Source organism: Mycobacterium sp. (genome assembly GCF_035314665.1).
Lineage (GTDB): Bacteria > Actinomycetota > Actinomycetes > Mycobacteriales > Mycobacteriaceae > Mycobacterium.
In genome coordinates this window covers 1-14,063 of sequence record NZ_DATFZD010000141.1, presented here as the reverse complement: position 1 = coordinate 14,063, position 14,063 = coordinate 1, and the positions used below count along the sequence as shown (strand labels likewise).

The 14,063-nt window shown below is 64.7% G+C and carries 13 protein-coding genes, 1 tRNA gene and 1 other RNA gene; 8 read left to right on the top strand and 7 right to left on the bottom strand.

The annotated features are described in order from the left end of the window. Nucleotides 1-6: 6 nt before the first annotated feature. Nucleotides 7-444: an SRPBCC family protein gene (locus VKI00_RS11210; protein ID WP_324437530.1), complete on the bottom strand. Its 438-nt coding sequence runs from the start codon at nt 442-444 to the stop codon at nt 7-9. 90 nt (nt 445-534) lie between these two features. Here VKI00_RS11210 and VKI00_RS11205 point away from each other — a divergent pair, with 90 nt between their 5' ends. Together VKI00_RS11205 and VKI00_RS11200 are read left to right on the top strand one after the other, a co-directional pair. Next, entirely contained in the window at nt 535-1,914 is a 1,380-nt protein-coding gene (locus tag VKI00_RS11205; protein ID WP_324437529.1) for an FAD-binding oxidoreductase, read from the top strand. Continuing rightward, entirely contained in the window at nt 1,911-3,221 is a 1,311-nt protein-coding gene (locus VKI00_RS11200) for a class I SAM-dependent methyltransferase (RefSeq protein ID WP_324437528.1), read from the top strand. The genes VKI00_RS11205 and VKI00_RS11200 overlap by 4 nt, the downstream gene beginning before the upstream one ends. Here the strand turns inward: VKI00_RS11200 and VKI00_RS11195 are convergent. From VKI00_RS11195 to ffs, 4 genes are all read right to left on the bottom strand, one after another. Further along, complete coding sequence (locus VKI00_RS11195) at nt 3,218-3,397, bottom strand: hypothetical protein (RefSeq protein ID WP_324437527.1); 180 nt, start codon at nt 3,395-3,397, stop codon at nt 3,218-3,220. The two genes, VKI00_RS11200 and VKI00_RS11195, sit on opposite strands and share 4 nt — an antisense overlap. 43 nt (nt 3,398-3,440) lie before the next feature. Then, a complete protein-coding gene (locus VKI00_RS11190; protein ID WP_324437526.1) occupies nt 3,441-5,282 on the bottom strand; it encodes a DNA polymerase III subunits gamma/tau in 1,842 nt (613 codons plus the stop codon). 91 nt (nt 5,283-5,373) lie between these two features. Then, nucleotides 5,374-6,663, bottom strand: a complete 1,290-nt coding sequence (locus tag VKI00_RS11185; RefSeq protein WP_324437525.1) for an aminotransferase class I/II-fold pyridoxal phosphate-dependent enzyme — start codon at nt 6,661-6,663, stop codon at nt 5,374-5,376. A gap of 145 nt (nt 6,664-6,808) precedes the next feature. Beyond that, an RNA gene (ffs, locus tag VKI00_RS11180) (signal recognition particle sRNA small type) lies at nt 6,809-6,903 on the bottom strand. A gap of 78 nt (nt 6,904-6,981) precedes the next feature. Here ffs and VKI00_RS11175 point away from each other — a divergent pair. Next, a tRNA-Ser gene (locus tag VKI00_RS11175) sits at nt 6,982-7,067 on the top strand. Nucleotides 7,068-7,145: 78 nt separating this feature from the next. After that, on the top strand, nt 7,146-7,949 hold the full coding sequence (locus VKI00_RS11170; protein ID WP_324437524.1) for a hypothetical protein: 804 nt from the start codon (nt 7,146-7,148) through the stop codon (nt 7,947-7,949). Here VKI00_RS11170 and VKI00_RS11165 read toward each other — a convergent pair. Next, nucleotides 7,896-9,131, bottom strand: a complete 1,236-nt coding sequence (locus VKI00_RS11165; protein WP_324437523.1) for an alpha/beta fold hydrolase — start codon at nt 9,129-9,131, stop codon at nt 7,896-7,898. The genes VKI00_RS11170 and VKI00_RS11165 overlap by 54 nt on opposite strands. Nucleotides 9,132-9,215: 84 nt before the next feature. Between VKI00_RS11165 and VKI00_RS11160 the strand changes: the two genes are divergently transcribed. After that, nucleotides 9,216-9,800: a TetR/AcrR family transcriptional regulator gene (locus tag VKI00_RS11160; protein ID WP_324437522.1), complete on the top strand. Its 585-nt coding sequence runs from the start codon at nt 9,216-9,218 to the stop codon at nt 9,798-9,800. A gap of 48 nt (nt 9,801-9,848) precedes the next feature. Beyond that, nucleotides 9,849-10,907, top strand: a complete 1,059-nt coding sequence (locus tag VKI00_RS11155) for a dihydrodipicolinate reductase (RefSeq protein ID WP_324437521.1) — start codon at nt 9,849-9,851, stop codon at nt 10,905-10,907. Here the strand turns inward: VKI00_RS11155 and VKI00_RS11150 are convergent. Continuing rightward, nucleotides 10,904-11,242, bottom strand: a complete 339-nt coding sequence (locus VKI00_RS11150) for a DUF732 domain-containing protein (RefSeq protein WP_324437520.1) — start codon at nt 11,240-11,242, stop codon at nt 10,904-10,906. The genes VKI00_RS11155 and VKI00_RS11150 overlap by 4 nt on opposite strands. A 191-nt stretch (nt 11,243-11,433) precedes the next feature. On the opposite strand from VKI00_RS11150, the gene VKI00_RS11145 reads away from it, so the two are divergent. Together VKI00_RS11145 and VKI00_RS11140 are read left to right on the top strand one after the other, a co-directional pair. Next, nucleotides 11,434-11,994, top strand: a complete 561-nt coding sequence (locus VKI00_RS11145; protein WP_324437519.1) for an MmpS family transport accessory protein — start codon at nt 11,434-11,436, stop codon at nt 11,992-11,994. Further along, nucleotides 11,991-14,063 (top strand): MMPL family transporter (locus VKI00_RS11140; protein ID WP_324437518.1); only part of this gene is annotated, 2,073 nt, incomplete at its 3' end. The genes VKI00_RS11145 and VKI00_RS11140, both read left to right, overlap by 4 nt.

Sequence of the window (14,063 nt, the reverse complement as noted above, 5' to 3'; positions counted from 1 at the left end):
GCCGGGCTAGCTTTCCAGCTCCTTTTTCAGGTTGGCCAGCACCTCGCCCTGGATCCTTTTCAGCCCCAGCGGCGCAAACGTCTTCTCGAAGAATCCCTTCACGCCACCCGCGCCGTTCCAAGTGGTCGTGACGGTGACGCTCGACCCAGGTCCGGCGGGTGCCACCGTCCAGTTGGTGATCATCGTCGAGTTGGCGTCCTTCTCGATGACCGCGTGGCCGGCGACGTCGACGTCGGCCCGGACATCACGCACCCGGGATTTGGTGGCCTGCAGCTTCCAGCTGGCGACGGTTCCCTGCCCCTGCCCGCCTTGCAGCACCTGGTAGTCGCGGTAATGCGACGACAGAATCTTGGGGCGGATGTTCTGGTAGTCGGCGACGGCGGACAGCACGGTCGTGGGCTCAGCGTTGATCAGGATGGTGCTGGCTGCACTGACGTGTCCCATCAGGCGAAACTCCTCTGCGCAGGTGTTGTGCCGGCGCCACGCGGCGGTGCGGTGCACCTGCGCGGGCTGCTATTGGGGACTAGCGTATATGTGGTGCCTGTCCCTGCATCCGCATCGGCGGCTCATGCGGCGGGCGTCGAGCGGTTGTTGGCCAGCTACCGCTCGATTCCCGCGACGGCGGCCGTCCGACTCGCCAAGCCCACGTCCAATTTGTTTCGCGCCCGCGCGAAACGCGACGCGCCCGGATTGGACACATCGGGGCTGACCAACGTCATATCGGTTGACCCTGACTCTCAGACCGCCGACGTCGCGGGCATGTGCACATACGAGGACCTGGTGGCCGCGACGCTGCCTTACGGCCTATCGCCTGCGGTTGTCCCGCAGCTGAAAACCATCACGCTGGGCGGAGCAGTCACCGGGTTGGGCATCGAGTCGGCATCGTTTCGCAACGGCCTGCCCCACGAGTCGGTGCTGGATATGGACATCCTCACCGGCACAGGCGAATTGCTTACCGTCTCGCCCCAGTCGCATCCCGATCTCTACCGCGCATTCCCGAATTCCTATGGCACCCTCGGCTATTCGACGAGGCTTCGCATCGAGCTGGAATCCGTCAAGCCCTTTGTGGCGCTGCGGCACGTGCGGTTCGACTCGCTGACCGAATTGGTGACAGCGACGGACCGCATCATCGAAACTGGCGGTTTCGAGGGTGTGCCGGTCGACTATCTCGACGGGGTGGTGTTCGGCGCCGATGAGGGCTACCTGTGCGTCGGCGTCCGTACCACCACCCCCGGCCCGGTCAGCGACTACACCGGACAAGACATCTACTACCGGTCCATCCAGCACGACGCCGGCGTCAAGGAAGACCGGTTGACGATGCACGACTATTTCTGGCGATGGGACACCGATTGGTTCTGGTGCTCAAGGTCTTTCGGCGCGCAGAATCCCCGGGTCCGGCGTTGGTGGCCCCGACGCTATCGGCGCAGCAACATGTACTGGAAGTTGGTGGCACTCGACCAGCGTTTCGGTATCGCCGACCGCATCGAGAAACGCCATGGTCGTCCGCCGCGCGAACGGGTGGTCCAAGATATCGAGGTGCCGATCGAGCGGACAGCTGAATTCCTGGAGTGGTTCCTCGCTCATGTGCCGATCACGCCGGTTTGGTTGTGCCCGTTGCGGCTGCGCGATCGAGACGGCTGGCCGCTGTATCCGATCCGGGCCGGCTCTACCTACGTCAATATGGGGTTCTGGGCCTCGGTTCCGGTCGGCGCGACCCAGGGCGCGACCAATCGGATGATCGAGGCAAAGGTCAGCTCGCTCGATGGCCACAAGTCGCTGTATTCCGATTCTTATTACAGCCGTGATGAATTCGATGAACTCTACGGCGGTGAAACGTACAAGACTGTGAAGAAGGCCTACGACCCGGATTCGCGACTTCTTGACCTTTACGCAAAGGCGGTGCAACGACGATGACCACCATCAAAGAATCCGCTGCCATCAGGACAGGCAAGTTGAGCCTCGCCGAAGTCTTGGCGATCGTCGCCGGCGGCGCCAAACGGTCGCTGCGGTTCACCGCGTACGACGGCAGCAGCGCCGGACCGGAAACCGCCGTGCTCGGAATGGACCTGCTGACGCCCCGCGGCACCACCTACCTGGCCACCGCCCCGGGCGAACTCGGGCTGGCCCGTGCCTACGTCTCGGGCGACATCGAATTGCGTGGCATACATCCGGGCGATCCGTACGAGCTGCTCAAATTGCTCGCCGACAAGGTCGAGTTCGGCAGGCCTTCGCCGCGGCTGTTGGCCAGCATCATCCGCGCGGTCGGCGTCCAGCACCTGGTCCCCGCACCGCCACCGCCGCAGGAGGTGTTACCTCGCTGGCGGAGGGTTGCTGAAGGCATGCGGCACAGCAAGGCTCGTGACGCCGAGGCCATTGCGCACCACTACGACGTCTCCAACGCGTTTTATGAGTGGGTGCTGGGGCCGTCGATGACGTACACCTGTGCGGTCTATCCGTATCCCGAGGCGACACTGGAAGAGGCGCAGAACAACAAGTACCGGCTGATCTTCGAGAAGTTGCGACTGCAGCCGGGCGATCGGCTGCTGGACGTCGGCTGTGGATGGGGCGGGATGGTCCGCTATGCCGCGCACCGCGGTGTACGGGCCATCGGTGCCACCCTGTCAGCCGAACAGGCCGCCTGGGCGCAAAAGGCGATCGACGCCGAGGGCCTGGCGAACTTGGCCGAGGTGCGCCACTCCGACTACCGCGACGTCCGCGAAAGCGGGTTCGACGCGGTCTCGTCGATCGGATTGACCGAGCACATCGGTGTCAAGAACTACCCGTCGTACTTCGCATTCCTGCAGTCCAAATTGCGCACCGGAGGCCTGCTGCTCAATCACTGCATCACCCGCAATAACAACAAGTCGAACTTCCGCGCCAGCAGTTTCACCGATCGCTATGTCTTTCCGGACGGCGAGCTGACCGGTTCGGGTCGAATCACCTCCGAGATCCAAGATGCGGGTTTCGAGGTGTTGCATGCGGAGAACTTCCGGACGCACTACTCGATGACGCTGCGGGACTGGTGCCACAACCTGGTTGCGCATTGGGACGAGGCGGTCAATGAGGTCGGTCTAGCCAAGGCGAAAATATGGGGCCTGTACATGGCGGCGTCTCGAGTGGCTTTCGAGCACAACAACATTCAGTTGCACCACGTGTTGGCAACCAAGCTCGAGGCGCGCGGCACCGACGGTCTGCCACTGCGCCCGTGGTGGCAGCCCTAGGCGCTGCGGCGGTTCAATTCAGCCTCGGCCGGCAGTAATCGCGACGACGCGTCACGTTTGTTCAGCCCGAGCCGAAATCCCCGTGGTTTCAGGGTGATGGATTCGGAGATCTTCAGTTGGTAGCTGTCCTCCGCTGTCAGGTCATAACGATTGAGGATCATCGCCAGGGTCAGCACAGCTTCGTGCGGAGCGAACTGGCGACCGATGCAGGCGAAAAAGTCAGCCGTTGTCGATGCGGCGCGCGCCCAGTTCGTTCTGCAGCAGCTCTAAGGCCGCCTCTTCGGGGTCGCGGCGCGGTGCCGAGGAGTCGTCCTGACTCGCCTCGGCCAACATGCTTTCCTCTTCTGCCCGCTGATCGGAATCCTCGTCGGCGGGAGCTTCCGTCGGCGGTGATGGAGGCGGAATCCGCCGGGCCGGCGAACGCTCTGCCGGACGCGCCGGTGCGGGCGGTTCTTCGGTCGCCGGCACGGCGGGGGTCCCGGCTTCACAGCGCACTTGCCAGTCCACGCCCAGCGCATCTTTGAGCGCCTCGGCGATGACGTCGGCGTTGCGCTGTTCGCACAGCCGCTTGGCCAGCGGCGCCGATTCATGGGTCAGCACCAAGGTGTTGCCCTCCACGGCGCGCACGGTCGCGCCGGCCAGCATCACCTCGGTGGTTCGGCTGCGTTGACGAACCTTGTCGCGCACCGTCGGCCACAGGGTGCGGACCGCGGCCGCGCCCGGTTCACCCGGGCCCGCTGCCTGCGGGGCGTGCTCGAGCGCGGGCGGGCTCTGCTCCGGTGCGGGCTGCTTGGCGGCCGGTTTAGGCTCCGGCTCAGCTGGGGCGGCCGGCAGCGTCGACGGCCTCGGGGCGTCAGACACTTCGGGAGGCGCGGCCGGCGCCGGCTTTTCACCGAGCGGAATGGACATGTCCAGCCTGGTCTCGATCCGCTCGACTCGTTGCAACAGCGCCGATTCGGTGTCGCTGGCCGACGGCAACAACAGCCGCGCGCAGATCACTTCAAGGAGCAGGCGCGGGGCCGTCGCGCCGCGCATCTCGGTCAGGCCGGCGTGCACGACTTCGGCGTAGCGGGTGAGCGTCGCCGCGCCGATCCGGGCCGCCTGATCACGCATCCGGTCCAGCACATCTTCCGGCGCATCGACCACGCCGCGCGCGGCGGCGTCTGGAACTGCTTGCAGCACAAGCAAATCGCGAAACCGCTCCAACAGGTCGGTGGCGAATCGACGAGGGTCGTGACCGGCGTCGATCACCGATTCGACCGCCCCGAACAACGCCGCGGCGTCGCCGGCGGCGAGCGCGTCGACGGCCTCATCGATCAGCGCGACATCGGTGGCACCCAGCAGACCGAGTGCCCGCTGGTAACCGACCCGGTCGCCCTCGGCGCCAGCCAGTAACTGGTCGAGCACCGACAAAGTGTCGCGGGGTGAACCGCCGCCGGCCCGGATCACCAGCGGGTAGACGGCATCGTCAGCGACCACCCCCTCCTGCACACAGATCCGCTCGATCAGCGCGCGCATGGTGCGTGGCGGCAGCAGCCGGAAGGGATAGTGGTGGGTGCGCGACCGGATCGTCGGCAACACCTTCTCCGGCTCGGTGGTGGCGAAGATGAAGATCAGATGCTCGGGCGGCTCCTCGACGATTTTGAGCAGCGCGTTGAACCCCGCGGTGGTGACCATGTGCGCTTCGTCGACGATGAAGACCCGGTAGCGCGACTGGGCCGGCGCGTAGAAAGCACGGTCGCGCAGCTCACGGGTGTCGTCAACGCCACCGTGGCTGGCGGCGTCGAGTTCGATGACGTCGATGCTGCCGGGTCCGTTGGGCGCCAGCGCGACGCAGGAATCGCAGACACCGCACGGCGTGGCCGTCGGCCCCTGCACACAGTTCAACGACCGGGCCAGGATGCGCGCCGACGACGTCTTGCCGCAGCCGCGCGGGCCGGAGAACAGATAGGCGTGGTTGATTCGGCCCGCCGTCAAGGCGGTGCACAGCGGTTCGGTGACGTGTTCCTGCCCCACCACCTCCGCGAAGGTCGCCGGTCGGTACTTGCGGTAGAGGGCCACGGTCAGCAAGGCTACCCAGCCCGGCCGACGATGCAGACCTGAGAGGGTCCACTAAGGAGCCGGGCAATCAGGTCCAGCTCGCCGACGCCTGCTATGCCTGGTTCAGCAGCGACTCGGTCGCGGAGAGCAATGCACAGGTGGCCAGGCCGTCGATCGCATTACGCAGATCGGATACCGGCGGGAACGTCGGCGCGATCCGGATGTTCTTGTCGTCGGGGTCTTTCCGGTACGGGAATGATGCGCCGGCTTCGGTGACGGCGATACCGGCTTCCTTGGCCAGAGCGACAGTGCGTCGCGCCGTGCCCGGCAACACGTCGAGGCTGATGAAGTAGCCGCCTTGCGGCTCATTCCAGGAGGCGATCTTGGACTCGCCCAGCCGCTTGTCCAGAATCTCCAGCGCCAAGGCGAATTTCGGCGCCAGCAGCTGCTGGTGGCGCAGCATCTGCAGCCGCACGCCGTCGGCGTCGCCGAAGAAGCGCAGGTGCCGCAGCTGATTGACCTTGTCCGGCCCGATCGACTTCTTGCCGGCGTACTGCAGATACCACGCGATATTGCCCAGTGATCCACCGAAGAAGCTGACGCCGGAACCGGCGAAGGTGATCTTCGACGTCGACGCGAAGACGTACGGCCGGTTCGGGTTGCCCGCGGCGGCGGCCAGGCCGAGCACGTCGACTTGCCGGACGAAGTCCAGCGTCAAGGTGTGCACCGCGTAGGCGTTGTCCCAGAACAGCCGGAAGTCCTCCGCCGCCGTGCGCATCTGGACGAGCCGCCGAACCGTTTCCCACGAGTAGGTGATGCCGGTGGGGTTAGCGAACACCGGAACCGTCCACATGCCCTTGATGGCCGGGTCGACGGCAACCAGTTCTTCGATCAGGTCGACGTCCGGGCCGTCCTCACGCATCGGGATCGGGACCATTTCGATGCCCAGAGTCTCGGTGATGGCGAAGTGCCGGTCATAGCCGGGCACCGGACATAAAAACTTGACGCGCGGCTCGTCCTTCCAGGCCCGCGGTGAGTCCACACCACCGTGCAACATCGAGAAGACGACGACGTCGTGCATCAGCTCCAGGCTGGCGTTGTTGCCCGCGATCAGGTTAGGCACTGGGATGCCGAGCAGCTCGCCGAAGATGGCCCGCAGCTCGGGTAGGCCGTGCAGCCCGCCGTAATTGCGGGTGTCGGTGCCCTCGCCATCGCGGTAGTCATCGCCGGGCAGACTCAGCAAGCCGTTGGACAGGTCCAGCTGCTCGCTGCAGGGTTTGCCGCGGGTGAGGTCCAGCGCGAGCTTCATCGACTGCAGTTCGGCGTAGCCCTGCTGGTGGCGGGCATGTATCGCCTCGAGGTCCGTACGGCCTAGGGAACTGAACGCGCCGTACGACACCATCCGCCTTTCACCGTCTACATCTGGGTAGCCACAGGTGGCGATCGCAAGCCCGGCGAAGCCGGGCGCAGCGGGTCGCCACGATCCGACCAGGTGGCGATCGCAAGCTCGGCGAAGCCGAGCGCAGCGGGGCCGCCACCCGATCTAAACCAGGGGACCCCGCGCACCCGCCAGAGCCCATTGACCCTTGCTGCCTTCCGGCCCTGGGGGAGTTCACAGGATAGACGCCGCGCGGGGTCCATCGAGAGTCTAGTACTCGGGCTGCAATCAATCGGCGACAGCCTGCAAGACCCTCAGCTGCGCTCGGCTACCATGGCCGACGGAGGATTCGCCTAGTGGCCTATGGCGCTCGCCTGGAACGCGGGTTGGGTTAACAGCCCTCGCGGGTTCAAATCCCGCATCCTCCGCTCAATCCGGAGTGCGGCCAGGCTTGAATCTCATCGACTAGGGTGTGGTCGCTACCGGGTACCGGCTCGAGGAGGCGCATGGGACGCAAGGCTGCCGTGTTGTGGCACGCGGCGTTCTCGATCGTCGCCGGACTCCTCTATTTCGGCTTCGTGCTGCCACGCTGGTGGGAGTTGATGGGCGATACCTCGCACACCCTGGGCACTGTGGCGCGGATTGTCGCCGGGGTGCTGATTGCCCTTGCCGCATTGCCGGTGGTGTTCACCATGCTGCGGGCTCGCAAGCCGGAGTACGGCACGCCGCAGCTCACCCTGACATTGCAGACATCGTCGATCGTGGCCCATGTGCTGGCCGGCGCGCTCATTGTCGGCACCGCGATCAGCGAGATCTGGCTGAGCCTCGACAGCGTCGGGCAGTGGCTGTTCGCCTTTTACGGCGCGGCGGCCGCGATCGCGCTGCTCGGCATTTTCGGGTTCTATCTCTCGTTCATCGCCGAGCTTCCGCCGCCACCGCCAAAACCGCTGAAGCCCAAGAAAGAGAAGGAGCGGCGGCGCCGTCGCAAGAAGGACGGCGAGGCTGACGAGTCTGAAGAGGGCGACGAGGACGAAGAAGCCGGCGAAGACGACGCCGAGGCGGACGAGACCAGCGAGGCCGCCGACGAAGAGACGACAGAAACGCCGGAACCCGCGGAGCAGCCCGACGAGATCACCGCGGAAGCCGAACTCGAGTCGACGGCGGTGGAACCCGAGTCGACGGCTGAAGAGGCGCCCGCGGTGGAAGACACCGCCGCCGCGCGCGGATTGCGCAACCGGCGCCCAACCGGCAAACCCTCAGGAGCGCATCGGCGCCGGCGCACGGGCCGCGGTGTCGCCGTCGAAGACTGAACCGACCGGCTGCGGTGGTAACGCCGTTAGGTCCAGCCACGCGGTCATCAGGCGGGCGGCCGCGCCGATATTCCCGAGCTGGCAGTGGTTGCTCGCCTGCTCGGCGGCGGTGAAGACCCGTGTGGTCACCGACCGCGCCTTAGACAGCGTGCCCGCCTGACGCGCCAACTGCCTCAGCGGCACATAGTGGTCGTCGGCACCTGCGAGGAGCAGCACGTCGGCGCGAACCCGGTGCGAGATCTTGCGGGTGTTCATTGCAGTGGTCGAGCGCAAGAAGTCGTAGGGCGTGCCAGTGCCGGTGACGTGCATCCCCTGCTGCACTCCCCACTGCGAAACCGGTTTGCGGGCAACGGCCCAGTCGGCGACGGCGTTGACGACCCCACGGGCCCGCGCGGTAAGTAGCGCACGCAACGGAATCCGAACCCCGCGGCCGATTTGGCGCGCGATCGTCTCGAAAAAGTCGTCGAGGATGTCGAAAGCCACCACCTGGCTGATCCGCGGTTCGAACGCGGCCGCGCGGATCACCAGACCGCCGCCCAGCGAGATCCCAACGGCGGCAACATTATCGAGTCCGTAGTGGTCGAGGACTGCGCCCACCGGCTGCTCCCACTCGGGGATCATCGTCAGGCCGAAGTCCTCGAGTGCGCTGCCCTGGCCCGGACCCTCGAACACGACGATGCGACGACCCGCGTCGACCATGCCGGCGAGCATCGGCAGGAACTCTTCGACATAGCTGTCGAATCCCCCGAACATGACGATCGGTGCGCCGATCTGGCGGTCAGGTCGCAGGTCGTAGGCGGGCATCGAGCCGGACCCGAACGGGATGAGATCGGGTGTCACGCCATAGGCGGTTCGCATCGCTTGCAAGAACCGGGCGCGCGCGGCCGGGCGGCGCGGATCGGCCGCCGTCATGAAGAACTCGGCCGCCCGGTCGTAGTACGCGCCGGCGAGGGTGCGATCGGCCGCGCGGACCTCCTCGGCCAGGGCGAGGAAGGCGTCGATCAACTCCGGGTAGGCGTTGGCGCGCGATGCCAGTTCAGCTACCTCGTCGATGGCCGACGGGCCGATCCACTGCACCCAGCGGTTGCACTGGAAGTTGATGCTGACGTCGGGGTGGAAGTGGTGGTAGCCGATCGGCGGGGCGGCGCCGGTGCAGTCGATCCGAGGTGCTGACGTGTCCATTGTGGCTCCTATTGCAAGTTGTCTTGCAATATCATGCGCCTTGCCTGGCTCTAATGCAAGTAAAGTTGCGATAGACTTCGGACTATGACTGCAGGTGTATCGCATCGCCGCGGGGAGCATGTCCGCCAGACCGTCTTGGCCGCGGCGTTCGAGGAGCTGGCCGCCAACGGGTTCGACGGCGCCACCGTCGCCGGGGTGGCCAAGCGGTCGGGTGTGCACGAGACCACCGTCTACCGGCGATGGGTAACCCGGGAGAACCTGCTCGTGGCCGCGTTACTTGAGCGCAGCGCCGACGTGATCCCCACCCCCGACACCGGTTCGACCCGCCGCGATCTTCTCGCGATCGTTCGGGGCATCATCGCCTACGTGCGCTCGCCCGAAGGCGGGGCGGTGTTGCGCGCGGCGACGCTGCTGGTCGACGCCACTTATGCCGATCTGCGCGAAGGTTTTTGGGCGCGTCGTCTGGACGCGTTGTCTCCCGTGGTGGCGCGCGGCATCGAGCGTGGCGATCTGCGTGCCGACATCGACGCCCGGCTGCTGCTGGAGATGCTGGTCGCGCCAATTCACGGCCGGCTGCTGCTCACCGGCGAACCCGTCGACGACGACCTCGCCGAGCGGCTGGTCGAGGTGGTGCTCAACGGTGCCGCCGCGAAACCTGTCGAACGCTGAGGGCTCCATGCCGTTCCGGGCCCGGCAACGTTTCCCTATGCTGAGCGAGTGCCAAACAATTATCGAGTCGTTCAGTGGAACACCGGAAACGTCGGCAAGAGCTCCCTCAAGTCGATCGCCGACAACCCCCTGTTTGAACTGGTGGGGTGCTACGCCTGGTCACCGGAGAAAGTAGGCCGTGACGCGGGCGAACTGGTCGGCATCGCACCGCTTGGGGTGGCCGCCACCAACGACGTCGACGCCCTGCTCGCGTGCAAGCCGGATTGCGTGGTCTACAACCCGATGTGGATCGACGTCGACGAGCTGGTCCGCATCCTGTCGGCGGGCGTCAACGTGGTGACCACTGCGTCCTTCATCACGGGGCACAACCTCGGCAGCGGCCGCGACCGGATCATCGAGGCCTGCGAGAAGGGCGGCTCCACGATCTTCGGATCCGGCGTGAGCCCGGGCTTCGCCGAGCTGTTGGCCATCGTCTCGGCGATGGTCTGCAACCGCGTCGACAAGATCACCGTCAACGAGGCCGCCGACACCACGTTCTACAACTCGCCGGAAACCGAGAAGCCGGTGGGGTTCGGCCAGCCGATCGACCACCCGGGCCTGCAGGCGATGGCCGCGAAGGGCACCGCCATCTTCGGTGAGGCCGTCCGGCTGGTGGGCGACGCACTCGGCATCGAACTCGACGACGTGCGGTGCGAGGCCGAATTCGCCCAGACCACAGCGGATCTCGAGATGGCGTCGTGGACCATCCCCGCCGGATGCGTGGCGGGCGTCTACATCAGCTGGCAGGGCATCGTCGCCGGCAACACCGTCATCGACCTCAATGTCCGGTGGCGCAAAGGACAGACACTCGAACCGGACTGGAAGATCGACGGCGACGGTTGGGTCATCCAGGTCGACGGGCAGCCCACGGTTACCACCAAGGTCAGTTTCCTGCCGCCGCCGTACTTCGAGGCCACGACGATAGAAGAATTCATGGACCTCGGGCACATCATGACCGCGGTGCCGCCGATTAATGCGATCCCGGCCGTCGTCGCCGCGGCGCCGGGCATCGCCACCTACAACGATCTGCCGCTGACGCTGCCGCGCGGCGTCGTCCGGACCGGCTAGCGAGCCGGAATGTTCTGCAGTTTGGGCGCCATGTCGGGGCAGTAGATGCTGATGGCGCTGCCGAGGAACTGATAAGCCTGCACCTGAGTGGTGCCTCTGGGGAGGTTATTGGAGAGGAAATGAGCGGACGCCGCAGCGTCGGGATCGACGCCCTGACTCAACCGTCGGCAGACGATTTTGGCTATGTACGGGTTGTAGTCGTGCGGCCCGTAGATGCCGTACCCCGCGATCTGGTTGTCGAAATCGGTGTCCGGGTCGGCGTATGCCGGCGCGGACAGGCCGATCGCCGCGGCGATGGCGATGACCGCAAACCCCGCAATCCGTGGAGCCTTCATGCGCCGAATCGTACCGCCGTTCATTCTGGGTCCGCTCATCGTCACCGATCCTCCTTGAGTCGCCGAGCCGCCGGTCCGGACTCGCCCTGCCCGGTTTCTTTCTGGTCGCCAATTCCGATTAGAGTAGCTAAGGTTACACACAGGCTAATTAGTTGAGCGCCCTTCGCCCCTGGTTAAGGATGAAACGAACCATGACGACCACCGAGCCGAGGACCGAGCCGCTGCCCACCTCGGTCGAAGGCGGCGGCGAAGGCAAGGTCGCCAAACCGCGACGGGACAAGCAAAGGTCGATCTTCTCTCGCATCCTTACCCGTTTCTGGGTGGTGCTGGTAATCGTCGCCGTGGTCGCGGTCTCGGGGTTCTGCGTGTACCGACTGCGCGGCATCTTCGGTGTTCACGGCAACACCTTCGGCGGCGGTGCGGTCGCCGAAGAGATAAAGCCGTTCAACCCCAAAGTCTTGACACTCGAGGTCTGGGGCTCACCGGGCAGCGTGGCGACCATCAACTATCTGGATAAAGATTCCAAGCCGCAGCAGGCCCTCAACGTACCCCTGCCCTGGTCGACAGAGCTGACAACAACGCAGCCTTCCCTCCCCGCCAATCTCGTGGCGCAGGGAAGTGGCGATTGGATCGCCTGCAAGATCACCCTGGACGATAACGACGGGCGCGGGCCGGTCGTCAAGGCCACAAATCAATCCCCCGCCAACGAAACAGTGCATGCCTTCACCTTCTGCCTGAACAAGTCCGCATGAGTGAGACCACCGAGGTTGCACAGCCTGTCTCGCAGCCGTTGATCCCGCCCTTCCTGCCGCGGATGATCCATCGGCTTGCGCTGCCGATCGTGCTGCTGTGGCTGGGACTCACCGTGTTTGTGAATGTCACGGTGCCGCAACTGGAGGTCGTCACCAAAGATCACGCGGTGTCGCAGAGCCCGAAAGACGCGCCAGGGATGATCGCGATGAAGAAGGTCGGATCGACCTTCCACGAATTCAACTCCGACACCTCGGCGATGATTGTCCTGGAGGGCCAGCAGAAGCTCGAGACTGCCGCGCACCAGTATTACGGCGAGATCGTCAAGCGACTCAAGCAGGACACCACGCACGTTCAGCACGTTCAGGATTTCTGGAACGATCCGCTGACTGCGGCAGGCTCGCAAAGCACGGATGGCAAAGCGGCATACGTCCAGGTGTACCTCGCCGGCAACATGGGTGAGAGTTTGTCCACCGAGTCGGTGGAAGCTGTCCGCAAAATCGTGGACTCGGTGCCCGCGCCACCGGGGATCAAGGCCTACGTCACCGGCGCCGGTCCGCTGATCGCTGATCAATCCCATGCCGGCGAGAAAGGCGTCAAGACGGTCACCCTCATCACCTTTCTGGTGATCATTGTGATGCTGCTTTTCGTCTACCGTTCGGTGAGCACTGTTTTCATCGTGCTGCTCATGGTGATGGTCGAAGTGGCCGCGGCCCGGGGTGTCGTCGCGTTCCTGGGGAATTACGGGATCATCGGGCTCTCCACCTTCGCCAACAACTTGCTGGTGTTATTGGCGATCGCGGCCGGAACGGACTACGCGATATTCGTGATGGGCCGATATCACGAGGCTCGCGGCGTCGGCGAGGACCGAGAACAGGCCTTCTACAACATGTTTCACGGCACCGCGCATGTCGTGCTGGGGTCCGGCCTGACCATCGCGGGCGCGATGTACTGCTTGAGCTTCACCCGGTTGCCGTATTTCCAGAGCTTGGGCGTGCCCTGCGCGGTCGGCATGCTGGTCGCGGTCTTCGCAGCGTTGACCCTGGGCCCGGCGGTGCTCGCGGTGGCCAGCTTCTTCAAGCTCCTGGATCCGAAGCGAATTTTGCAAACCCGGGGATGGCGACGCATCGGCACCGCGATTGTCCGTTGGCCCGCGCCGATTCTCGCGGTGACCATCGCGATCGCCCTTGTCGGTCTGCTCGCCCTGCCCGGATATACAACCGACTACGACAATCGCCACTACCTGCCGGCCGACACCCCGGCCAACGTCGGCTATGCCGCCGCCGACCGACACTTCAACCAGGCGCGGCTGAATCCCGAGCTGTTGATGATCGAGACGGATCACGACCTGCGCAATTCGGCCGACTTCCTGGTGTTGGACAAGGTGGCAAAAGCTATCTTCCACATCCCCGGCATCGGCCGTGTGCAGACCATCACCAGGCCCCTGGGGACCCCGATCGACCACAGCACCCTGGCTTTTCTGATAAGCGGGCAAAGCGCCGGCCGGATCCAGACCCAGCATTACCAGGAAGAGCAGGCGAAGAACCTGTTGAAGCAAGCGGACGAGCTCCGGAAAACGATGGCAACTCTTCACCAGCAGATGGATGTCACGAAGAGTCTCAGCGATACCACGCACCAAACTGCGCTCCTCACAAAAGAAACCGTTAAGATTACGGAGGCATTGCGAGACGACATCGCTGTGTTCGATGATTTCTTCAGGCCGATCCGCAGCTTCTTCTACTGGGAAAAGCACTGCTTCGACATCCCAGCCTGCTGGGCGCTGCGATCCATCTTCAACGCGCTCGACGGCATCGACGCAGTGACTGAGAACATTGGGGCTCTCAGCGCGAATATCGACAAATTAGACCAAATTCAGCCGCAGCTAGTGGCGCTGATACCACCGCAGATTGCCAGCCAGGAGAGAAATCTCGACACCATAATGTCGAACTACGCGACGACGAAAGGTCTCAACGACCAACAGGAAGCGTTGTCCGACAACGCCACGGCCATGGGGGAGGCCTTCGACAAAGCGAAGAACGATGACACGTTCTATCTGCCACCGGAGGCTTTC

Coding starts and splice junctions, on each gene's coding strand:
- VKI00_RS11170 (WP_324437524.1), top strand. CDS start 7,146: ATGGGACGCAAGGCTGCCGTGTTGTGGCACGCGGCGTTCTCGATCGTC.
- VKI00_RS11150 (WP_324437520.1), bottom strand. CDS start 11,242: ATGAAGGCTCCACGGATTGCGGGGTTTGCGGTCATCGCCATCGCCGCG.
- VKI00_RS11165 (WP_324437523.1), bottom strand. CDS start 9,131: ATGGACACGTCAGCACCTCGGATCGACTGCACCGGCGCCGCCCCGCCG.
- VKI00_RS11160 (WP_324437522.1), top strand. CDS start 9,216: ATGACTGCAGGTGTATCGCATCGCCGCGGGGAGCATGTCCGCCAGACC.
- VKI00_RS11185 (WP_324437525.1), bottom strand. CDS start 6,663: ATGGTGTCGTACGGCGCGTTCAGTTCCCTAGGCCGTACGGACCTCGAG.
- VKI00_RS11145 (WP_324437519.1), top strand. CDS start 11,434: ATGACGACCACCGAGCCGAGGACCGAGCCGCTGCCCACCTCGGTCGAA.
- VKI00_RS11210 (WP_324437530.1), bottom strand. CDS start 444: ATGGGACACGTCAGTGCAGCCAGCACCATCCTGATCAACGCTGAGCCC.
- VKI00_RS11200 (WP_324437528.1), top strand. CDS start 1,911: ATGACCACCATCAAAGAATCCGCTGCCATCAGGACAGGCAAGTTGAGC.